Raw genomic sequence first — 19,220 nt, 5'->3', positions numbered from 1 at the left:
TAATTTTGCCATAGGTGCGCTCCTCCAACAGAGAATCAAGTCAGCTAGAAGCCAGCGGAACAAAAACGGCGCGTCTGAAATCACATGTCATGGCGTTGTCGTTGGCGGCTCCGACAAACCGCAACGGCGTTTGGCCTATCGCATCCGTTCACTGTGCTGCGATATTTGGTCGGCATCGGAGCATCAGCGACATCGAGTACGCTGCGAGGAAGAGTTGATTGCAGGACCGAACGACCAACATCTGCCCGGAATAAAATGACAGGATCGCTTCGCTAATGCCACCGATCAACGGCTTGCCAAGCTGGGCCTTTAGCCGGCGAATATTTCCGGGCCGTGAGTTCGCTCGGTTTGAGAGCTTGAGGCGGCTCCCGCAGTCCGGTCACGCGCGCCATTCAAGCGTTGCGGACTTCGGGTGGTACCTCATTAACACTTACCTCGTGACAGTTGCCGTAGGTGCAGTCTGATCGAAGGGAGCATTCCAGCCATGACCCATCAGCTTGCTTGAGCCATTTGAGCGGCGGCTTATTACAACGCGCAACTCGGTCAGCCAGAGCATTCATTGCTGGATCATCCGAATCCGACAGAGTCTCGGAGGTGACTTCCGCGCTTATTTTTCTTGCTTTCTTGACAGCGCGCTTTTTTGCTTTCTTGGTCATTATAATCCTCCGATCAAAGATCTACGTGTAGAGGTTCTATTGCCCCAGGGCGCTTTTGAAGCCGGTCGTAATGCCGCTGGTTAACTGCGACGCAATATGCGTACTTTCGCCGATTGGGATTAGGAAGTTTCCGTTCTGCGTCTTATCCAGGGGCGCGAAGGTCACCACGAGGTCATGCTTGCGATTGCGCAAAACCGATAATAGGTTTCCGCTTTGATTGAAACTCGCTCTCACGAGCTTCCATGCAGGAGTAATGCTTCCGCTAGTATCGATTTCGAACGTTACTTGATGGGAAAGCACATTTTGCTTAGCGACACTCGTGATTTGCCCTGTGGCGACCCCATTGACCATCGCGTCGAGCCATTCTGCCAATTTCAGGTCGCTCTGAATTAGTAATGAGTCAGTTGGCGCGGTGGTGTCGCGCTCACATCTTCCGTTTGGCCCCAGATAGAGCTCGCTCACCTTGTAATAGAAGTTCACTTTATCCACACGAGTGGCATCTGCTGACCCATTGAATGTGCCGCTCAAACTGAAGATCGACGAAGGTGGCGACGGAGGGAACCAAATAGCCGTCGGATTAGCCGTCGACTTCTCTTCAAGCTGAATAGTGAGTGCAACCTGAGCGCCCCACTTGCGCAAGAAAAGAGCATCAGGCGATCCGGCTCTTGCGTTGAGAACCCTGGTGACTGCATCCTCAAGTTCGCAATGAACGCTCCGAACGATTGCCTGCACCAAAGCATTATTGGAGGCGTATGACCCACCGTTGGGAAAATCGCGGATCTCTGGGACGTGCAACCCGCATCCGGCAAGCACACAACCAGAAAACAGTGCGATCAAATTGACTGCCGGCCTCAACATGCCAAATCCCCAGGCTTAAAATTTATAGTGTGCAGGCTTCTGAGGGGCCGAGGGCCACTGCGATCAACCTCACCGTAAATTGGTTGTTATCGAATGCCTTTCGACCTAAGCGCGCAACTAGCAAAAATTGCGTCGTGGGATTTTATGAACCGACTGCTGCACTTCCAGCACAGCATTGCACGTTTCGGACAAAGCGGCCCGTTGAAATAATCGGCGCGGTTCGCATCGGTCTCGCGATCCAGTGACGGGCGCCACGCGCCCTGGCGCCAGAAACCGCATCATGGATTGCTGCTGCAGTCATTTTCTCGCGGCGCTGCCGGCGCATTGTAACCAAGCCTGTTGTCGTACTTTCCCGGCGATGAATCAGTCGGGGTCATTTCGACCGGTGTCATTCGGGCGGTACCGGGCGCCGGAGACGGCCTCCTACCGTGCTCGCAAACTGTTCGGCCCTTGAGCGGCAGCATCGGAGCCGAGCCAACCGCGACCACATCGGTCCGCTCGTGAATTCGGCCAAATTCGCGTCTGAGGACCACTCCAATAGCGGAGGACCGCAAAGGCGAGCGCTACTACGATGAGGATTCGACGTGTTCGAGGCGGTAGCTGCTCCTGAGCTGCCCATGCGCGCGGAACCGCTCTGGCTCATGCGCCGTCGCCTTTCGCTGACCGGAGACTCCGTCCAAAGGCGAATTCGGTGCACACCAAGCTGATCCAGAAGCTCGCGGAGCTGCCGGGCGACCTCAGCGCATCCGATGGTCAATCGCCCTCCCCACGCTCGGACGTTCGCGGCGCTGGAACTCACAGAGTCCGGCTTCGTAGGGAGAAGCTGATGCGCGTAACGATGTCGTCGCAGTCGCGCGCTTTTCGCTGGGAGGTGATTGAAGACTCCACGACTCTACTGGAACTACTCGTCTTCCGGGAGTCATCGCCATCGAGAAGCGTCAGCGCTGTCTGAGCGCCTGCTTCATCGTAAGGAGCTTTGCAACTGTCTACATCTAAGTTTCTGCCGTTCACGGCAAGCAGGTTCGCTATGGATCCGAGTACGTCGACGATCCTGGCAGCAATGGTGGCTTGCTTCAGGTAGACCAATTTGCCAACCAGAAAGGCTACCGCGGATGGGCCCGCACCCGAACGAGCAGACCTGGATCCAGTTGTTCGTATGTGATTTCGCCTTCGAGCTGCTCGGTCAGCAGAAGCACGATTCGGGAGCCCAGGCCGCCCGAGTGCGCTCCCTCTCGGAGGCCGACGCCATTATCGGAGGTCGACAACTCGATGCCGTCCCCTTTAGATAACGAGACCACGATATGGCCCGGACTGTCGGCGGGAAAGGCGTACTTCAGTGAGTTCGTGACGAGCTCGTTCGTAATCATGCCTATCGCGAGCGCGTGATTGTTCGGCAGGTCGATATCGTCGCAGACCACCTGGAAGGCGACCGGCCCGGACGGAGCCAAGGAATGGAAGACCTTTTCGACAACGTCATTCAAGAAATAGCGCATATTCACCGAGCGCGAGTCCTCCTTTAGCAAGAGATGATCGTACACCTCGGCCATCACCTGCACTCTGCGCGCTGTTGCCTCTAGCGCAGCCGCGACCTCCGGCCCGCCGTGCCTTGCCTCAAGCCGGATCATGCCGCCGAGAATAGCAAGATTGTTTTTCGTCCGGTGCGCCATCTCCTGCAGCAGCACAGTCTTCGTCTTGTCCGCCAGCATGACCCGCCGGAGTTCGGCTCGCTGGAATTCTGCAATGGTGGCTGTCCCGGCGGCCGTGATAACAAAGAGCGCATTCGGCGCAAGGAAATCAATGCCGAGGTGGCCTGCGTAGGTGACGTAGGCGCCCACCGCGATCGCGATGATCGCCGCGAATATTCCGGACCCGCGATCGAAAATCAGGCCCGACAGAAACACGCCGGGGAGTAGCAAGAAGTATCCTGGCGCCCCGGTCTCCATCTGAAGCGCGATCTGCAGTACCGCGCACATCACCATGATGCACGCTGAGATACAGTACCGAACCAGGCTCGGAAGCCGGTGCTCCAGAACTAGCGGGTAGAGCCTATTCATGGGATCCAAGCCGCGCGATTGAAGTTCAGTTGATCATGTAATTTGCCCACCCGTCTCGTAACATGGCAAGGGCGATCCCAGCCGCACCCATGCTAGGGCTTCGTCCTACCACTTTGTAGCCCAACAGCGCGCAGGAGCATGCTCGATTGCGGATCCGGAGCCTGGTCCCGTATGGCTTAGTAAGCTCCTCCGTATCGCGCGAGGCTCTGTTCGGGACGAGCGGCGCCGTTCGCAAATCGTAGTCCCCAGGCAGCCCGCTTGGATTCGATGGCGTCAACTCCCGCCCCATTTTGACCGCCGCAAATCGTCAGGTCGGGCGGTCGAGCGAGTTCGCCGCCGTCAACGTCAGAACCGCGCACCCAGCAGGAGGCAAGCCCCTGTTCCGCGGCCCATCTTGACAGCGCTGACCCGGTTGGATGCCCCGACGCCCAGTGCGGCTTCTTGTAAAGGCTGGCGAAATTAATGATGACTCTCTGAAACGAGAAGTCATCAGAATTGATGGGCCATCGGAATTTATATTTCCATAATATGCTGCGGCCTTTAGTCGTTCGCGGATGGGCAATCGTGCTGCTGGCACGCTGTATTCAAGCTCGAAGACGTGCTTTCTTGACGGTTGATTGGCGCAGTCGCTTCGACGGCTTCATTCGAGAGGCACGGAAAGCGCCGGCAACTTCCTGCCGAGCTCGCAAGCTCTTGGTCCATTGAGCGGTAGGGTCGGAGTTGAGGCAGCCACCGCGAGCTCGGTCCGGCTGATGAATTCGCTCAGATTGGCGTTTGAGGACCACTCCAAATAACCAACGAGCGCAAAGACAAGCGCGACGACAATGAGAATGCCGAGCACCGACGCTGTAGCTGTTCCCGACCAGCTTCCGTTGCTGACTAATGACATCATGGTCTCCAAGACCGAAGCTGCTACGCCCGTCTAGGTCATCTCGAGATCATCACGTGTGAACGGCCTCACATCTCACGCGCACTTGATGCCGAGACAAGTCATACCAAGGCTCGCCGGCGTCAACGGGCGAGGCGTTTCGGACCTGCTGCCGCTTTGAATTGAGGATCGCAGCGACAATCTTCGGCTAGCTGATCGGGCAACTCTTCCGGGCCGATCCGGTCAGCACCGGATCACTTCCGTCGGCCTACGGGACATAGCGACGCCCCCACCGGAGGCATGAGCCGGCTAGACTCGGGAGAGCTGATCAATCTCACGAGGCGTTTGCATGCCCCTCTGCAGGGATAGCACGAACGCGCTATCGAATATGACTCGGCCAGTGGCACGGGCCGTGCAGTACGTTCGTTGCTGGGAATTCCAGTGTCCCGGTTCAGGAATAAAGCGCGGAGCGTGTTTTCCTGACACGAGTATCGTCTTTCCCTGGGACACCGGCGCGAATTGCACGTAGCAGGCCAATGAAGGAGGAACTATTGAACCACGAATTACCTCCGCAACAGTCCAGGTTCCTCGTTCGAATGGGGACCTCCGGCTGGATGGTTTACGATCGAGAGCGCAAGGGGCCGGCGCTTTTGAGGGACCACAGCCTGGCCGAAAAGCTGTCCAAGGAACGGGCAGAACAAATAAGGCGGGCGCTGGCGAATGGTACGATTAAGTGTCGATGATCCCTCGAGGTAAGCCTTCGATCCAGCGAAATGAAAGTCTAAGTCTACCCTGCGTTCAGCTCCGCTCTGGAGTTTCGGCTCGGAGAATATCCCTGACCGCCACGGCCGCCGCGACACTGGTCGGAAGCGACGGCTTGCCATCAGGCCGATCGAATACACATCCTGGCGGTTGGCCTGCTTCTCGTCTGGACAGGGCGACAACCACCCTCATGTGCTGCACGAAAAAGCTCGATCGCCTGATTGGTTTGGTAATTCTGCCGCGGATTGGCAATCGCCGCGGGTGGTGCTCAAAAGAATTCGTCTGGAGGCCTGCGAGCGGCAGAGCGGCCACCGCGTTAGATGGCGGCTGCTTGCCGCAACCCTTTCGCCAGCGATTATAGTGGAAGGCCGGCCTTTCGTAACCCGTCAACCAGGTGCTCCAAGTCTTCGGCGCGTTTGAGAATGGACACTTGCTTCTGGGTGCCGCCAATACTGTATCTTGGATCCAGGCGCAAAACCTCGCTTGCCTCTGCACGAGCATCTTCCATTCGTCCCAACTGAGCGTATGTTGCGGCCAGGAAGGCGTGGCCATACTGGTGATTGGGCGCCCGTCCAACCGCTTCAGCCAACCAATGTTGGGCATCGTTATACTCTTTGAGGTGATAGTGAGCTACGCCAGCCATCAGCGGCGCAAAATGCGGATGGAATGGATCAAGGCGCATTTGCAATTTGGCGATGGCAATAGCTCTGGCCGGGTCCCCTACCGAGTAGAATATTTGCGCAAGGCGGTAGTCCGCGAAGTTAGGGTTTAGCGCAAGCGCTCTTTCGGCGGCGGCGGTTGCTGCATCAAAGTCACGCCTGCGGATGATGTTATAGCCCAACTCGGCGTAGGCTTCGGGCAGACCCGGATTGTGCGCAATTGCCGTGCGGGCCAAGTTGATGGCCAGGTCGAGGATAGTGGGGCTCAAATACTCATCGTTCAAGGGATTGAGCCAAGCCACCCTGTGAGTGCTGGCCAGCATTGCATAGCAACGTGCATAGTTCGGATCGAGGGCCAGCGAATCGGCAAGATGCCCTCGCGTGCGCAACAGTTCTGCCATTTGCCAGGAGGACTGGAAGGATATCCAAGCCGCAGCCGCGCGCATGTAGTGATCGTAGGCCTGCCAAGTCGCGGGCGGCTTGAGCAAGGTACGTTCGGCTTCCGCCATGTTCACATGGGCGACCAGAATTGCGGCGATCGTCCGCGCGACGTCGTCCTGGATCGTAAATACATCCTGTAACTTTTGATCATACCGCTCGGCCCAGCGATGGACGCCACTTGCAGCGTCAATCAATTGCGCCGTGATCCGAACCCGGTCATTGCCCCGACGAACGCTGCCCTCAAGAACGTAGCGCACGCCGAGCTCTTGACCCACCTGACGTAAATCAACCGCTTTGCCTTTGTATCGAAAGCTCGAATTTCTGGCGATGACGAACAAGTCGGAGAAGCGAGACAACTCGGTAATAATATCTTCAGAGATTCCATCCGCGAAGTACTCCTGATCCGGGTCGCGACTCATGTTCTCAAAAGCCAGGACAGCGACCGAGGGCTTCTCGGGAAGTGTAAGAGGTGGTCGCGGTGGTGCGTTGCCGAACGACACGCGATAGACCCGCACCGGCCGGACAATGTTCTTCAGTTGATGCTCGCCACGATCCTCGAATTCGACGTCAAGCTTATCTTGCGTATCCTCTCGTACGCGTTTCGACACGCAGATGCCGCCCGGCTCGCAGAGCGCCTCGAGCCGAGCCGCGACATTTACCCCATCCCCGAAGATGTCGCCCTCATCTATCATGATGTCGCCGGCATTGATGCCGATGCGGAACTCGATCCTTTGCTCCATTCGCACATCGTTGTTTCGGGTGATCATGCCACGCTGTATCGCGATGGCGCATCGCATCGCGCTAACCACGCTCGCGAACTCCACCAAGATTCCATCGCCGGCGCTTCTGATGAGGCGCCCGGCATGCTTTTCAATCTCGGGATAGATGAGTGCGGACAGATGCTCGTTCAGCCGGGCGTGTGTGCCCTCCTCGTCAGCACCCATTAGGCGGCTGTAGCCAGCCACATCGGCCACGAAAATAGCACTCAGTCGCCGTTCCACGCGGTCTGCGGCCATAAAAGCTCGCCCTGATCGGATCTGACCGGTCTTTAATTTGGAGTCTATTGTCGGAGGCCGGAGGTGTCTATCGGGCTCCGAACATTGCTGTCCGTCAGGCGTTACCAGACCGCGCGAGATCTGCAATATCGCAGGTATGGATTTGCCTGCTTTGATGTGGCGCCTGTGAGGTTCGCAGGCGCGATGGGCACGTCCGAAATGCGGGCCAATAATCGCAAGATTTACATGATTGCAGGTTTGCGGCTTCGACCTCCTGTTGCGGCCCCGGCGTCCTTAGGGCTGGTTCAGCTTGCGATTATTGCTTCCCTCTTCTCGGGTTTCCACAATAGGTTTCCCACGGGCGGCGGGATTGAGGACTGTGGGACCGGCATCTTTGCGCCGCCATCAAATATCAGCGGACGAGATCGCCTGATGCTCCGAGACTTTCTGCCAGCGGGCGAGAGCCGCTCAAACCGCAAAATGTCGGATCCGAACTTTGTATGCAGTCGATGCCGAGGCACGAACGATCCATGAGAGATAATCGCCGCTCGTCAATGCATAAAGCTGCTGCCAATTCATCTTGACGCTGCCGCCCCAAGGGGTCGGCATGACGTCACTAGGGCTTAATACACTGGGCTCGAAATGAGTTGCGTTTCGCGTTCACTCCTCAAGCGCTCCACCACGTTTTCCGTGTACGGAAAGCCAAAGTTTTAGCGCTGCCCGACGCCCCGACCACGGAGCCCTGCATGAATGAAGCAAGCAGACCACTGCAGTCTTGTCGGGCGCTGATGGCCCCGGGCATTAACGGCGCTTTGATCCTTTCTGGACGGTCTTGAGCGCTTGGTTGACACCCTTTAGCGATTCATTGACACCCTCCAGCTGCGCTTGCAGGGCATCCCTGCGCTTCTGCAAGTCCTTTAGGAGTGCTTTCTTCTGCGCCGCGGTCAATTTCTCGAAGTCAATGAGATCCACTGCAAATCTACACATCGCCGCCTCCAAGTGGCAGAAACTAGATTTGACAATCCCTTGTCCGATACACGGCTGAATTGTCGACAATTTCTAGTGGATAATCAAGCTGGATGATACTCGGATCAGATGAATTTTGGGTGGCCTTGCGCGTGGTAGGGCATCGGCACAAAGCGTTGCACTTTTCTTTCACGGGCTCGGCGCGACTGACCTGATCGTTTCAAGGATCAATCAATCGGCCAAGCTGCTCGTTGGGGCGCGCGGCCGCATTGGCCAAAATTGTGATGTAATCGGCAATCCAGTTCTGAATGGTGTTTGGCGCGAACAAGTCTTCTTTGCGTCCGCATATGCCGCTCATTCCCAGCGGCGTGTCCTTGATGGTCATCGACAGCCAAGCGCGGTCGATCGGCATGGCTGAGCGTTCTTCCTGATAGCCGAATGGCAGAACCGTCAGATCAGGTGCCTGGAGCGCTCGGCGGAACGCGACCTGGAGAACGAAATAGACCTGAACGAGTGATGCCGGGCACAAGCCGGTTTCTTCCGCTAATCGGCCGGCAATGATATCGAAGGGAAGCTCTTGTCTGGCATGAGCGCCCAGGACGGACTTGCGCACCCGATCAAGGGCTTCAATAAAGGTTAGATCAGCATCAAGTTGGGTGCGGATGATCGTTGTGTTCGCGAATGGACCGATCACGCGTTCTGTCCTGAGTTGAGACCGATTGGCCATCAAAGTCGCGACGCAAATGTCGTTCCGCTCGCTCCGGAGCAACAGCAGAGTCTTGAAGCCGGCAAGCAAACTCATGAACAGAGTTACGCCCCGATCACGGCTCATGGCGTTCAGCTGCGTCAGCAGATTGTTCGAAATTTGAAAGGGTTCCTGGAGAACGCGCGAGCTCAATTCTCCTGCTACGCTGCCTTTCGGGATCACAAAGGGAGGTGAGGCTTTGTCGAGGTGCCGCTTCCAGTAAGCCAGCTGCCTGTTTGCTTCCTTGGTGCTGGACCACAACCGCTGCCAGCGAACGAAGTCTGAAAATTGAAACGATGGCTCGGGCAGCTGCGCCTTTGCGCCGGCAATCGAGCTGGCATAGATCTTCAAAAGCTCTTCCATGAAGATTGCCATCGACCAGCCATCAATGATGATGTCGTGCATGACCAGAAGTAAAACGTGGTCGCAGGCGTCGAGCCGAAAGACATAAGCCCGGAATAGTGGCGCATCGTTCCGGTCGATCGGTTCCAACGAGCGCTGCTCAGCTTCCAACTTGACCCTTGCCAGCAGAAGTTCCTTGGCCTGGGCGTCTGCGGTCTGCGCCAAGGCTGCATAATCCATAACGACGAGGATCGATCCGACATCGACCTCTGGCGCGACGTGAGCGAGAGGAACCTCACCCTGCCAGATAAACGCCGTGCGCAGCATGTCGTGCCGGTCCACGAGTTCACCAAGGCTCCGCTCAAGAGCAGGAATGCTGAGTTCGCCCTGCAATCGATAAGCGAACGGCAGGTTGAACTGCGGTAATCCGGGCAGTTTTCGCTCGATGCGCAGCATACGCTCCTGGACGATGGACACCGGCTGCGGGCCATCTGCATCAGCGCGTGTGATTTCCGTAAGCGGATCCTGCCTGCGCGCTAACGGGCCGGCGCCATCTTTTGATGATGCAATACGAAGCGCGAGAGCCGCAACGGTAGGCGAACTGAAGATATCCTCGATGGACAGCGCGGTGCCGAAGTGCTCTTCCACACGCAAAATCATCTGCGTCATGGCAAGTGAATCCACCCCGAGCGCGAAGACATCCTGGTCAGCGCTGATCCGATCGATGCCCAGGATGTCCTTCCAAAAGCCGGCCAGTTGACGCTTCAATTCCGAGCGGGGGGCAACCGCCTCGCCGCCGTCCTGCAACAAACAGGTCTTTGAAAAGCGGCCCGCAAGTTCATTGCGCTTGATCTTCCCGCCGGCACCTTTCGGGATCTCCGGCACAATCAGGATGAGGCCTGGGACCTTGAAGGCGGCAAGGCGAGATCGGACAAAGTCCCGCAGAGTGTACGCGCCCACATTTGCGTCCTGGCGCAGCACGATAGCGGCGGCGACGTCCGCGCCTAGACGCTCATGGGGAACAGCGAAAACGGCGACTTCGATCACATCCGGGTGGCTCAGCAAGGCGCCCTCTACCTCGGCGGGGGCAACCTTCTGCCCGCCCTTGTGGATGATCTCCTTGATGCGACCGACGATGAACAGATACCGATCGGCGTCCAGGTATCCGAGGTCGCCGGTCCGGAACCAGCTGTCCTGAAAGGCGGACGTGGTAGCAGCGGCATCATTATCGTATCCTCTCGTTATGGTGGGGCCTCGCAGCGCGATCTCGCCACGTTTGCCGAACGGCAAGCGGCGACCTGCACTGTCCAGTATCGCTATCTCGGGACCGGCTGGCCGGCCGACTGAACCGCGCTTGCGCCGCTGCAAGGGATTTGCGGCGATTTGGGTGGCGGCTTCCGTCATGCCATAGGTGTCGATAACGGGAACACCAAACAATGCTTCCAATCGCTCGAGCACCTCCGACGACAAAGAGGTCGAAGCCGAACGAACGAGCCGCAAGGAGGATCGCAGCGCACGCTGCTTGTGACAATCCGCGGCCTCCAATATAGCGCGATGGATGGCCGGTACCGCCGTGTACCAGGTCGGTTGAAACTCCGTCAGCCAGCCGAAGAACGCTCTTGCATCGAAGCCGGCAGGACAGACTATGCTGGAGCCCGCCGCAAGCGCGGCCAGAAGTCCCGAGATCAAGCCATGCCCGTGGAAGAGGGGCAGCACGCTCAGCAGGCGGTCGCGAGCCTCAAGCTCCAAGGCGGCGCCCACATTGCCGGCCGACAGGCAGACGCTCGCATGGGTCAGTGGAACCGTTTTGGGCCGCGACGTACTGCCGGAAGTCATCAGGATGAATGCATCATCAGCGCCGGACGCAAACTCATCGTCAGGCAGCCCTTGTGGCGCCCGATCGGCAAGACTGAACGCGCCGGCCGCCTCGTTGGGCCGCATCGACACGTCAATCACGGGCACGCCCCGGATGCGGGCGGCGCGTCGGCAGGCCGAATTCAAGTCAGCGTGCGTCATGAGCGCCGCCAGGTGCAATTCGCCGAAATAACGCTGGTATTCATCACAGGTGAAGCCGGGATTGAGAGGTACGCAAACTGCGCCGGCTGCAACGGTGATCGCCGCGACTGCAGCCTCTGGTCCGTCGGGCAAAACCACCGCGACCCTGTCAGTTCGGCGCACGCCGATGTTTCGCAAGCCGAAAACCACGGCCTTTGCCTGCGTCCACAGCGCGCCATACGTCATCGGGAGGCGTTCCGGGGCCAGAATGGCGTGGCGCTCCGGCGCATGTTGCGCATGGTCGGCCAAGAGATCTCGAATGCAGGGAAAGACGCGTCTGCCGGCGCTCTTGCGTGCGGTACTCTTCCGCAATTCCTTGATGATGTTCGACAATGCCGGCCTCCCCTGGTCAATGTCGCTCCGTGTGCCCGCCCTATTGAAGTCTTTTCCAGCGCGCCGGCCCCATCGAAAGTCGGGAATAAGTGGTGGCGTCGTCGGCGCTCCGCGGGAGGCGCTCGACGGGGAGCCGCTCGGCTGCGCTAGAGCCAAGTTGCCCGACAGGCAGCATCTTACAAAGCACAACCACTATAGCAGTATGCGTGGCCGCCGTCCGGCTGGGCCACGGCAGTTCCGGCGTTCGCCACCAGCCAGGCCAAGGCGAAAGCTGGAATCAAATAGACAGAACGAAGCTCCGTCGCAGCGCAACACCTTTAGCTGATCAACCGCCGCTATGCTAATCACGCCGAACCGATCATTACCAAACGGGGCACCGCGTTCGCCGATCCAGTGGCCGCCACCTGCGATCTTCGACCGGCTCTTGCACCAAAGTCACGTGCTGACTATCCTCGGCGACAGCTACCGGCTCCGAGCCGAGCTAAACAGCTGTCTCATCAGCCGCCCACCGCTGACGACCCTTCGGCGGCTCGCCTCCGACCTTCCCGTCGGCCGCCGACGAAGTTTCAAGCGACATCATGAACCGCGGGTGGGGATAGTTCGTGAGGCAAAGGGGCCAGTTCCGGACCGCGTTTGACAGAGGCCTTGATGAAGGCCAGATCTACTCGCAGCGGCGCCTCGTCGGTATCGTTGATGTCTTTGATGTCAAGTTCCCGAAGCTAAAGCTCCGTACGGCGCGCTTGCCGCGGCCACCCGTCGAGCGGCGGTTCGCCATGAGTCGAATGACCGCTAGATGTGCGCTTGCGGCGCCGGACCGGACGAAGGCTCGAAAACATCAACTCGTTCAAAGATGAATTTTGAGAATGAATAGCGGGCCTGTGCCGTGGCCGTGGCCCGGGGCCGGCTCAACACGGTTGCGAATGTCAGATCGCGAGAGCAGCATCGCTATGCGGCGCTGCTGGGTCCAGGACATCCGCCAGACCGCCATGGAGGCTCTGCAGCAGTGTCCTCAAGTCAGGCAGTTTTGATGCTTCGAATGTGCCAGCGGCCGGAAGATTGCGAGCCCCTCTGAAACGCGGACAATTCACCGACCAGCGGTGAACTGTCCACGTAGTTCAAGCAGAAGAGCCCTAGCTCACCGACTTTGGCTCAGCTATCGTCCCAACAGTTTCACACTTGCCGCCGCGTAAGCCTAACGAACCCTCCTTCCGCCAACTCGGCATTGTAGAGCTTGCCATTGAGAGAAATGGTTGTCGGGTGGTTTGGGCTAGGCATGAGTCCTTCGTCGCGCAGCTTTTCAATTAAGGCCAATGGGGCCCATTGCTCCGGGACAACAGCACCATGGTCCCGAGCCTCAATGAAGAACGCTCCGAAATCTGGCGCTCCCGCTCGGCCGGCTCCAAGCACTTGGGCCTCCGGCGGGTTGTGAATGAGGCGAACATGGCCAGACGGGTCCAAGGCAGCTGTGTACCGGTGTCCCCGAATATCGTAGGTCATGGTCGGCTGGTCTGCATCCGGAACAAGACCCAAATGGCTCAATGTATCAGCCATTCGCTCTGGCATAGGTCGTGCTTCGGTGCGGTGCCGGAATTCCCGCGGAGCAGCGTGCGAGACATCATAGACGGTCTCCTCTGAGGCCGCAGACGACGATGAGCCGGCTTCACTGAAGAATTGCCTGAGCATATCCTGATCCGCTTCATTCAATTCCTCGAGGTCTCTATGAGAATATAGGCTGCATCCGCCAGTTTCTTCGCTCGGTTCATAACCAGTCCGGTCACTGGCAGCATTGTGATCGAGAGATCACGTTCGCATGGTCCCAAGCTTTGCTTTCGAGAAGCTGACCGTCTTCGGGAAATCACAGCAGATGCGCCCTGCTTTCTCCACGCTGAACCCAGCAGTCTGCGACTTGACGATCTCTCTAGCTTTCCCAGAACATTTGCGGAGCTACATGTTCCCAAAAGGCGGCCGCGGACATTTGCCGTTGCAACCTTGATCCGCCGACATACAGCGCTTCAGTCCTATGCCCGCTAGAATGCACAACGACAATCACCGTGACGCCGCCGAGTACAACCTGAAACGATGCCGTTACCAGGGCAGCAACCACGAACCGGTGTGACTATCGAGGACCACCAACTTCAACAAACTCAGTTGCTGGGTTTGCAAAGAATACAGCAAGACACGATCTCGGCTTGCCGCTCCTCTCGACGATTATGCGAAGGCAACCGGACCTTTCCTGCCTGCCGGGGGCCAAGCCTCGCGTTCAGGCGAACCGCTCGTTTGGGCGCTGCACGCGAGAAGGCGCCTTACCATGCGCACCGCGTGTCATGATTTGAAATCATCCCGCCAGAAGGATGCTTTGAACGCAGCTTGCAGCGTATCCGCCGCCAGAGGCGTAATCCAGGGCAGCCGCCCTAACCACCGCACCCGTCCAATCTCGCAAATGGCTCTCACCGCATCCGAATTCTTTTCGCCAACGAAAGCGATTCCAAGAATGTCGATCTGGCGTCTGCGGAGCGCCTCTATAGAGAGCAGCGAACAATTGATTGTGCCCAAAGTTGTGCTAGTGCACAGTACCACAGGAAGCCGCCATCTCTCCAAAAGATCAATGTAAAGCAAACCGCAATTGAGCGGCTCCATTAGTCCTCCGGTCCCCTCGATCACAAGGGGCTGTCCTTCAGTGTCCGGCAGCTCCAGCGATTCCGCTTTGACGTAGACCTCGTCAACTTCCGAGGAACAGTGCGGCCAAGCGGCCGTCTCCAGTCGGTACGCCTCAGGCACGATGCGATCTGGCGAAAGACTTGCAAACCGAGCGACACGCTGTGTGTCCGTTTCTCCTTCGAGGCCGGCTTGAATCGGCTTCCAAAACTTCGCGCCCAGAAGATTGACAAGCCCTGCGCAGAACACCGTCTTTCCAACGCCGACGCCTGTACCCGCGACCACTATCCGCTGCCGGCTCGTCGAGCTTGACCTCTTGTCCGGCGTTGTACGCACCTCATTCTCCATTTTACGGCGACCTCACAAAGCGGATGCCGGTCGACAGGACCGCTTACTCTAAGACGTTGAACGCATGGTGCCCTCACCTCCCGGTTCGAGCAAACGGGTGCTCAGCGATCCTGCTGCGTGCATCGCTCCCTCGAGGCTAACGGCAGCACGTAAGATACCCGTCGCGATAGGCGTCCGCTGCACCCGCTCTGAATGAGTTCTGGATACCGACTGTTACGTTGAACCATAGACGGCTGTGACGCGCGCCATTGCGTCCTCCCAGAGTTGCGTTTGATGCCTTGTGGCAGGTTAAGATTGTTATCGGCGCGCAAATACTGTCCAGATCGGACGGAGGCATTCACGTGCCGCAGAATGTATCCCAATAGACGCAGAACGGTACGCTTCGAGCGAAGCTGTACGATTGATGACGGACTTCACGTGGTGTGGTCGATCGAATGAGCGGATTCGTCCCGGCCAGGAAACAGCGATCGAGGCATATTAGCTGCCGCGAGGGTGATTTTTGCGTTTTCGACGTTGCGCGAGCTTCCGCCGAAGCGCGAGCAGGCTCGGCCGATGTCGTATACGCGATCTGGATGATCCCCGCCAAACAAGACGTCGACGCCTCGCTGGCGGCTTCGTATGCTCCGATGGCCTCTTTTTGAACGGCACCGGTCCCCGGAAATGTTCGATATTTGAGGGCCAGTTAGCGCCTTCACAAGGGCTTAGAGCGCCCGACGATCACGCCTCACCTACGTAAGCCATATCCAGAGCATTTGGCACGGCAATTGTCAGATCCCGCTGACATATATCAGGAAGGTCTGCTGCACAGTCGCGGCATCGTACAGCGTCAAAAACTGCTCCGGCTGTCGATGCGTTCGGCATTGCCTTGAGCTAGATCCCCATATAACAAGTGGTCAAGTTGCGGCGTCACGTTTACGGCCATCATGATCCGTCACATCGTCTTCTTCACAGCCAAGGAAAAAGCCGATATCGACCAAGTCGTCGAAGGTCTATCGGTTCTCACCTCGATCCCATATGCACGCCGGCTCGAGATTGCCCGCAACCGCAAGAGCGACCAGCTCGGCAATGATATTGATGTCGTTGTGTATGGTGAATTCGACAGCGAGACGGATCTCGCTGCGTACAAGACGCACGATTTGTATCGAGAAGCGATCCGATGCGTACGGCCGCTCCGGGAGTTGCGCTTTGCCGCTGACTATGAGCTGTCGAAAGACGTGCATTTCGCTGGAACGGCAGGGCTAACGCAAGTCGCTCGGCGTAGTGGACCAGCCGGCCGTGAGTAGCTTGATGATCAGCCGCAAGTCTTGTACGCGCGGCACGGAAATAACCCTCCTTCTGAGGGCATCACGCGGCGCAGGGCTCACAACCTGCCGGTTGTCGTAGCAGAGAGCCATGCACGTCCGCGAGTTGCAGTGGATTGAGCCCGTCAAGGCGCTGCGATGTCTTGCGCAGCGGCCGCAGCTTACCTTTCTCGACAGCGCCGCAAAGCATGAGCTGCTCGGCCGTTACTCATATCTGGCTTGCGAGCCGTTCAGCACCTATTTAGTCGCTGATGGACAGGCAAGTTGGAACGGCGAGGCAATTTTAGGGGATCCATGGGAAGTTCTCCGCGATTTTCTTGCCAGATACAAAGAAGCGTATCGCCCCGATCTCCCCCCATTCCAAGGCGGCGCAGCCGGCTTCCTTGCCTATGATCTAAACCGAACATTGGAGCGGCTGCCGGCACCGTCAATTGCGGGTCTACGGTTGCCGCAATCAATATTGCACTTTTACGACGTGGTGGTCAGCTTCGATCACCGGGACCAGAAGTGCTGGATCGTCTCGACCGGCTGGCCGGAGCAGGACCCCACTCGACGAGCCGAGCACGCGCGTCGTCGCGCCGACGAGTTTGCAGCACTGCTTGCCAGGCCAAAGCCGCCGCGGATCATAATACCCAGCACCGCAGGGCGATGGCATTCGAATTTTAGCCGTGACGACTTCATAGCGGCCGTTCAGCGCGTCGTCGATTTGATCCTGGCGGGAGATATATTCCAGGCGAACATCGCCCAACGCTTCAGTGCCGAAGTGTCGCCCTTGTTCGATCCGCTCACCTTTTACTGCCAGCTTCGGTCTTTGAACCCAGCCCCGTTTGCAGCTCTCCTGCACTATGACACGCTGACGATTGCGTCGAGCTCTCCTGAGCGATTTCTGAGACTTGATGGACGGCAGGTCGAAACACGACCGATCAAAGGCACAATCGCGCGCTCCGCTGATTCCAAGGAAGATCTGCACCGTGCCGAAATCCTTTTCGCATCCGAGAAGGATCGAGCCGAGAACATTATGATCGTCGACCTGCTGCGCAACGATCTGTCACGCGTTTGCACAGACGATTCGGTCGAAGTTTCAGCACTGTGTAACCTCGAAACCTATGCCTCAGTGCACCATCTTGTCTCGGTGGTGAGAGGCGCGCTTGCTGCAGAGCAAGACGCTGTCAGTCTACTTCGCGCCTGCTTTCCCGGCGGCTCCGTCACTGGCGCTCCAAAGGTGCGAGCAATGGAGATCATTGCGGACATCGAGAAAGTGGCCCGAGAGGTCTATTGCGGGGCGATCGGCTTCATCGGATTCAATGGACACATGGACACGAACATCGCGATCCGCACCGTCGTGATCGAGGACGGCCTGGCTATATTTCATGCAGGCGGTGGAATAACGGCGATGTCGAATCCGGAAGCAGAATATGAGGAGACACTTGCCAAGGCAAAACGATTGTTCGAGGCCTTTGAGGCCGAACCATCTGGTGCATTTTGATTGTCATAATCGACAATTACGATTCCTTCGTATTCAACATTGCGCGCTATTTCCGCAAGCTTGGTGCACAGACGCAAGTGGTCCGAAGTGATGCGATCAGCGTCACTGAACTTGCTGCGCTCCAGCCGCGCGCAATCGTCATATCTCCCGGTCCCTGCACCCCCATGGAGGCCGGTATATCCACCGCGGTTGTCCGCGAACTTTCGAATCGTGTCCCAATCCTTGGCATCTGTCTCGGCCACCAGTGTATTGGGAGCGTTTTCGGGGGACGTGTCGTGCGTGCACATCGTCCCATGCACGGCCAAGCCTCACCCATAACGCACGGCGGCGGAGGGTTGTTCAAGGAACTCCCGTCTCCACTTCGTGTTGGGCGGTACCATTCTCTAGCGGTCGAACTCGATCTATCAGAAGCGACGGACCTCATGGTGACAGCCCGCTCAGATGAAGGTGAAATCATGGCTTTGGCACATCGGCATCACCCGACCTGTGGCGTGCAATTCCACCCCGAGTCAGTGCTTACTCAACAGGGGCACGTATTGCTTATGAATTTCTTGCGATTGGCGGCCAGTTTCCGACCGTGGGACCCGGGACTTCGTCGATGGCATTCGTGAATCGCTTGGCAGAGTCGCACAAGATGCAACGTGAAAGCGGAAATAGCTCAGTTGGTACGATACGTACGTAACTTTCTCTTTTGGTGCCGCCTCAATTGAATTACTTGGAGCCGCGTCGGCCTAGTCGCAGCACCTCCATTCGGTAAGTCAGGATCATCTTCTAGCTTCTTAGCGAAAACGTTTATTCGAGATCCGCCAAGAGATTGGCGGTGCATAGGCGGTACTTTCGGTACTGCTGCCCTAACGGGCGTTTCCTCCCTTGACTTGGCCGCCGGTCCTGTGGGATCGGCGGTTTTCTTCGCTATCGATCAACGCTCTCATGATTGAGATCATAGATCAATCTGCGGCTCCACGATGGGGACAAATGTCATCGGTGTTGAAAAGTATTCACGCAACATAGAAGCGCGCATACCGGGCGAGCAGCGCTACACTTTTGAGGTCAATGCCAAGGCGATCAGTGCAAGACCCGAACGACGTTACAACTTCTTGCTGTCTATCGGATCAAAGATCGCATTAATCGTGAACTGAAACGCAGCACGGAACATGAGAGTTGAGATAGGGGTGGTCTCCTCTCCTATCTTGCGCATTCCGACGAAGTCGGCCGTGGATTCCGACCGAAGTCGGCCGCCTGTACCGATTGAAGGCGGCCAGGGATTCCGATGATCCCGGCCGCCTGCCGAGGCGGGCTCTCGCGACGACGTCGTCATCAGGTCAGTTGGCGGGCTCGTCGTCAAGCGTCTGACGCTTGGCGGCGGATTTGCGTAGGCTCTCGCCCTTGAGGGTGAACCTGTGGGCGTTGTGCACGAGGCGATCGAGGATAGCGTCGGCAATGGTTGGGTTGCCGATGAGCTCGTGCCAATGCTCGACCGGGAGCTGGCTTGTCACCACGGTCGAGCCGCGGCCATGGCGATCCTCCATCATCTCCAATAGGTCGCATTGCTGCTTGGCAGTCATCGGGGCAAGTCCCCAGTGTCGAGAACCAGAAGCTCGACGCGCGCCAGGGTCCTGAGAGTCTGACTCATAAATCACCCAACCTTAGCTGCAGCCGCGAGTCTGCGGGTCAGGAGCCTGATGTGTGCAATCAG

Annotated in this window: 11 protein-coding genes and 1 pseudogene; 4 read left to right on the top strand and 8 right to left on the bottom strand. The window is 57.8% G+C overall.

Going from position 1 to position 19,220, the window contains the following annotated elements:
* Positions 1-392: 392 nt before the first annotated feature.
* From Q2M23_RS28610 to Q2M23_RS28585, 6 genes are all read right to left on the bottom strand, one after another.
* Entirely contained in the window at positions 393-656 is a 264-nt protein-coding gene (locus tag Q2M23_RS28610) for a hypothetical protein (RefSeq protein WP_316397786.1), read from the bottom strand.
* Positions 657-692: 36 nt separating this feature from the next.
* Positions 693-1,514: a hypothetical protein gene (locus tag Q2M23_RS28605; protein WP_316397785.1), complete on the bottom strand. Its 822-nt coding sequence runs from the start codon at positions 1,512-1,514 to the stop codon at positions 693-695.
* A gap of 1,103 nt (positions 1,515-2,617) precedes the next feature.
* A complete protein-coding gene (locus tag Q2M23_RS28600; RefSeq protein ID WP_316397784.1) occupies positions 2,618-3,487 on the bottom strand; it encodes a sensor histidine kinase in 870 nt (289 codons plus the stop codon).
* A 721-nt stretch (positions 3,488-4,208) separates the two neighbouring features.
* The gene (locus Q2M23_RS28595) at positions 4,209-4,457 is read right to left on the bottom strand and encodes a hypothetical protein (RefSeq protein WP_316397783.1); all 249 of its coding nucleotides are present in this window, start codon (positions 4,455-4,457) and stop codon (positions 4,209-4,211) included.
* A 1,096-nt stretch (positions 4,458-5,553) separates the two neighbouring features.
* Positions 5,554-7,314 carry an adenylate/guanylate cyclase domain-containing protein gene (locus tag Q2M23_RS28590; protein ID WP_316397782.1) on the bottom strand — a complete coding sequence of 587 codons (1,761 nt, stop codon included), beginning with the start codon at positions 7,312-7,314 and terminating at the stop codon, positions 5,554-5,556.
* A gap of 1,165 nt (positions 7,315-8,479) precedes the next feature.
* Positions 8,480-11,734 (bottom strand): AMP-binding protein, encoded by a 3,255-nt coding sequence (locus Q2M23_RS28585; RefSeq protein ID WP_316397781.1) that lies wholly within the window; start codon positions 11,732-11,734, stop codon positions 8,480-8,482.
* A gap of 337 nt (positions 11,735-12,071) precedes the next feature.
* On the opposite strand from Q2M23_RS28585, the gene Q2M23_RS44095 reads away from it, so the two are divergent.
* Positions 12,072-12,371, top strand: coding sequence for an ATP-binding protein (locus tag Q2M23_RS44095; RefSeq protein ID WP_410469777.1), 300 nt, complete (start codon positions 12,072-12,074; stop codon positions 12,369-12,371).
* 1,685 nt (positions 12,372-14,056) lie between these two features.
* Here the strand turns inward: Q2M23_RS44095 and Q2M23_RS28580 are convergent.
* Positions 14,057-14,737, bottom strand: coding sequence for a dethiobiotin synthase (locus Q2M23_RS28580; RefSeq protein WP_410469776.1), 681 nt, complete (start codon positions 14,735-14,737; stop codon positions 14,057-14,059).
* A gap of 923 nt (positions 14,738-15,660) precedes the next feature.
* On the opposite strand from Q2M23_RS28580, the gene Q2M23_RS28575 reads away from it, so the two are divergent.
* The 3 genes from Q2M23_RS28575 (at position 15,661) to Q2M23_RS28565 (ending at position 18,135) form a co-directional block, all read left to right on the top strand.
* Positions 15,661-16,020 (top strand): Dabb family protein, encoded by a 360-nt coding sequence (locus Q2M23_RS28575; RefSeq protein ID WP_225648092.1) that lies wholly within the window; start codon positions 15,661-15,663, stop codon positions 16,018-16,020.
* Between the two features lie 109 nt (positions 16,021-16,129).
* On the top strand, positions 16,130-17,524 hold the full coding sequence (gene pabB / locus Q2M23_RS28570; protein WP_316397779.1) for an aminodeoxychorismate synthase component I: 1,395 nt from the start codon (positions 16,130-16,132) through the stop codon (positions 17,522-17,524).
* A complete protein-coding gene (locus Q2M23_RS28565; RefSeq protein WP_316397778.1) occupies positions 17,521-18,135 on the top strand; it encodes an aminodeoxychorismate/anthranilate synthase component II in 615 nt (204 codons plus the stop codon). The genes pabB and Q2M23_RS28565 overlap by 4 nt, the downstream gene beginning before the upstream one ends.
* Positions 18,136-18,846: 711 nt before the next feature.
* Here Q2M23_RS28565 and Q2M23_RS28560 read toward each other — a convergent pair.
* A pseudogene (locus Q2M23_RS28560) lies at positions 18,847-19,133 on the bottom strand (ATP-binding protein); the annotation flags it as partial.
* Positions 19,134-19,220 lie beyond the last annotated feature (87 nt).

The organism is Bradyrhizobium sp. 33ap4 (assembly GCF_032654765.1).
Taxonomy (GTDB): Bacteria; Pseudomonadota; Alphaproteobacteria; order Rhizobiales; family Xanthobacteraceae; genus Bradyrhizobium; species Bradyrhizobium australafricanum.
The sequence above is the reverse complement of the archived record's forward strand: the minus strand, read 5'-3'. Positions and strand labels throughout refer to the sequence as shown.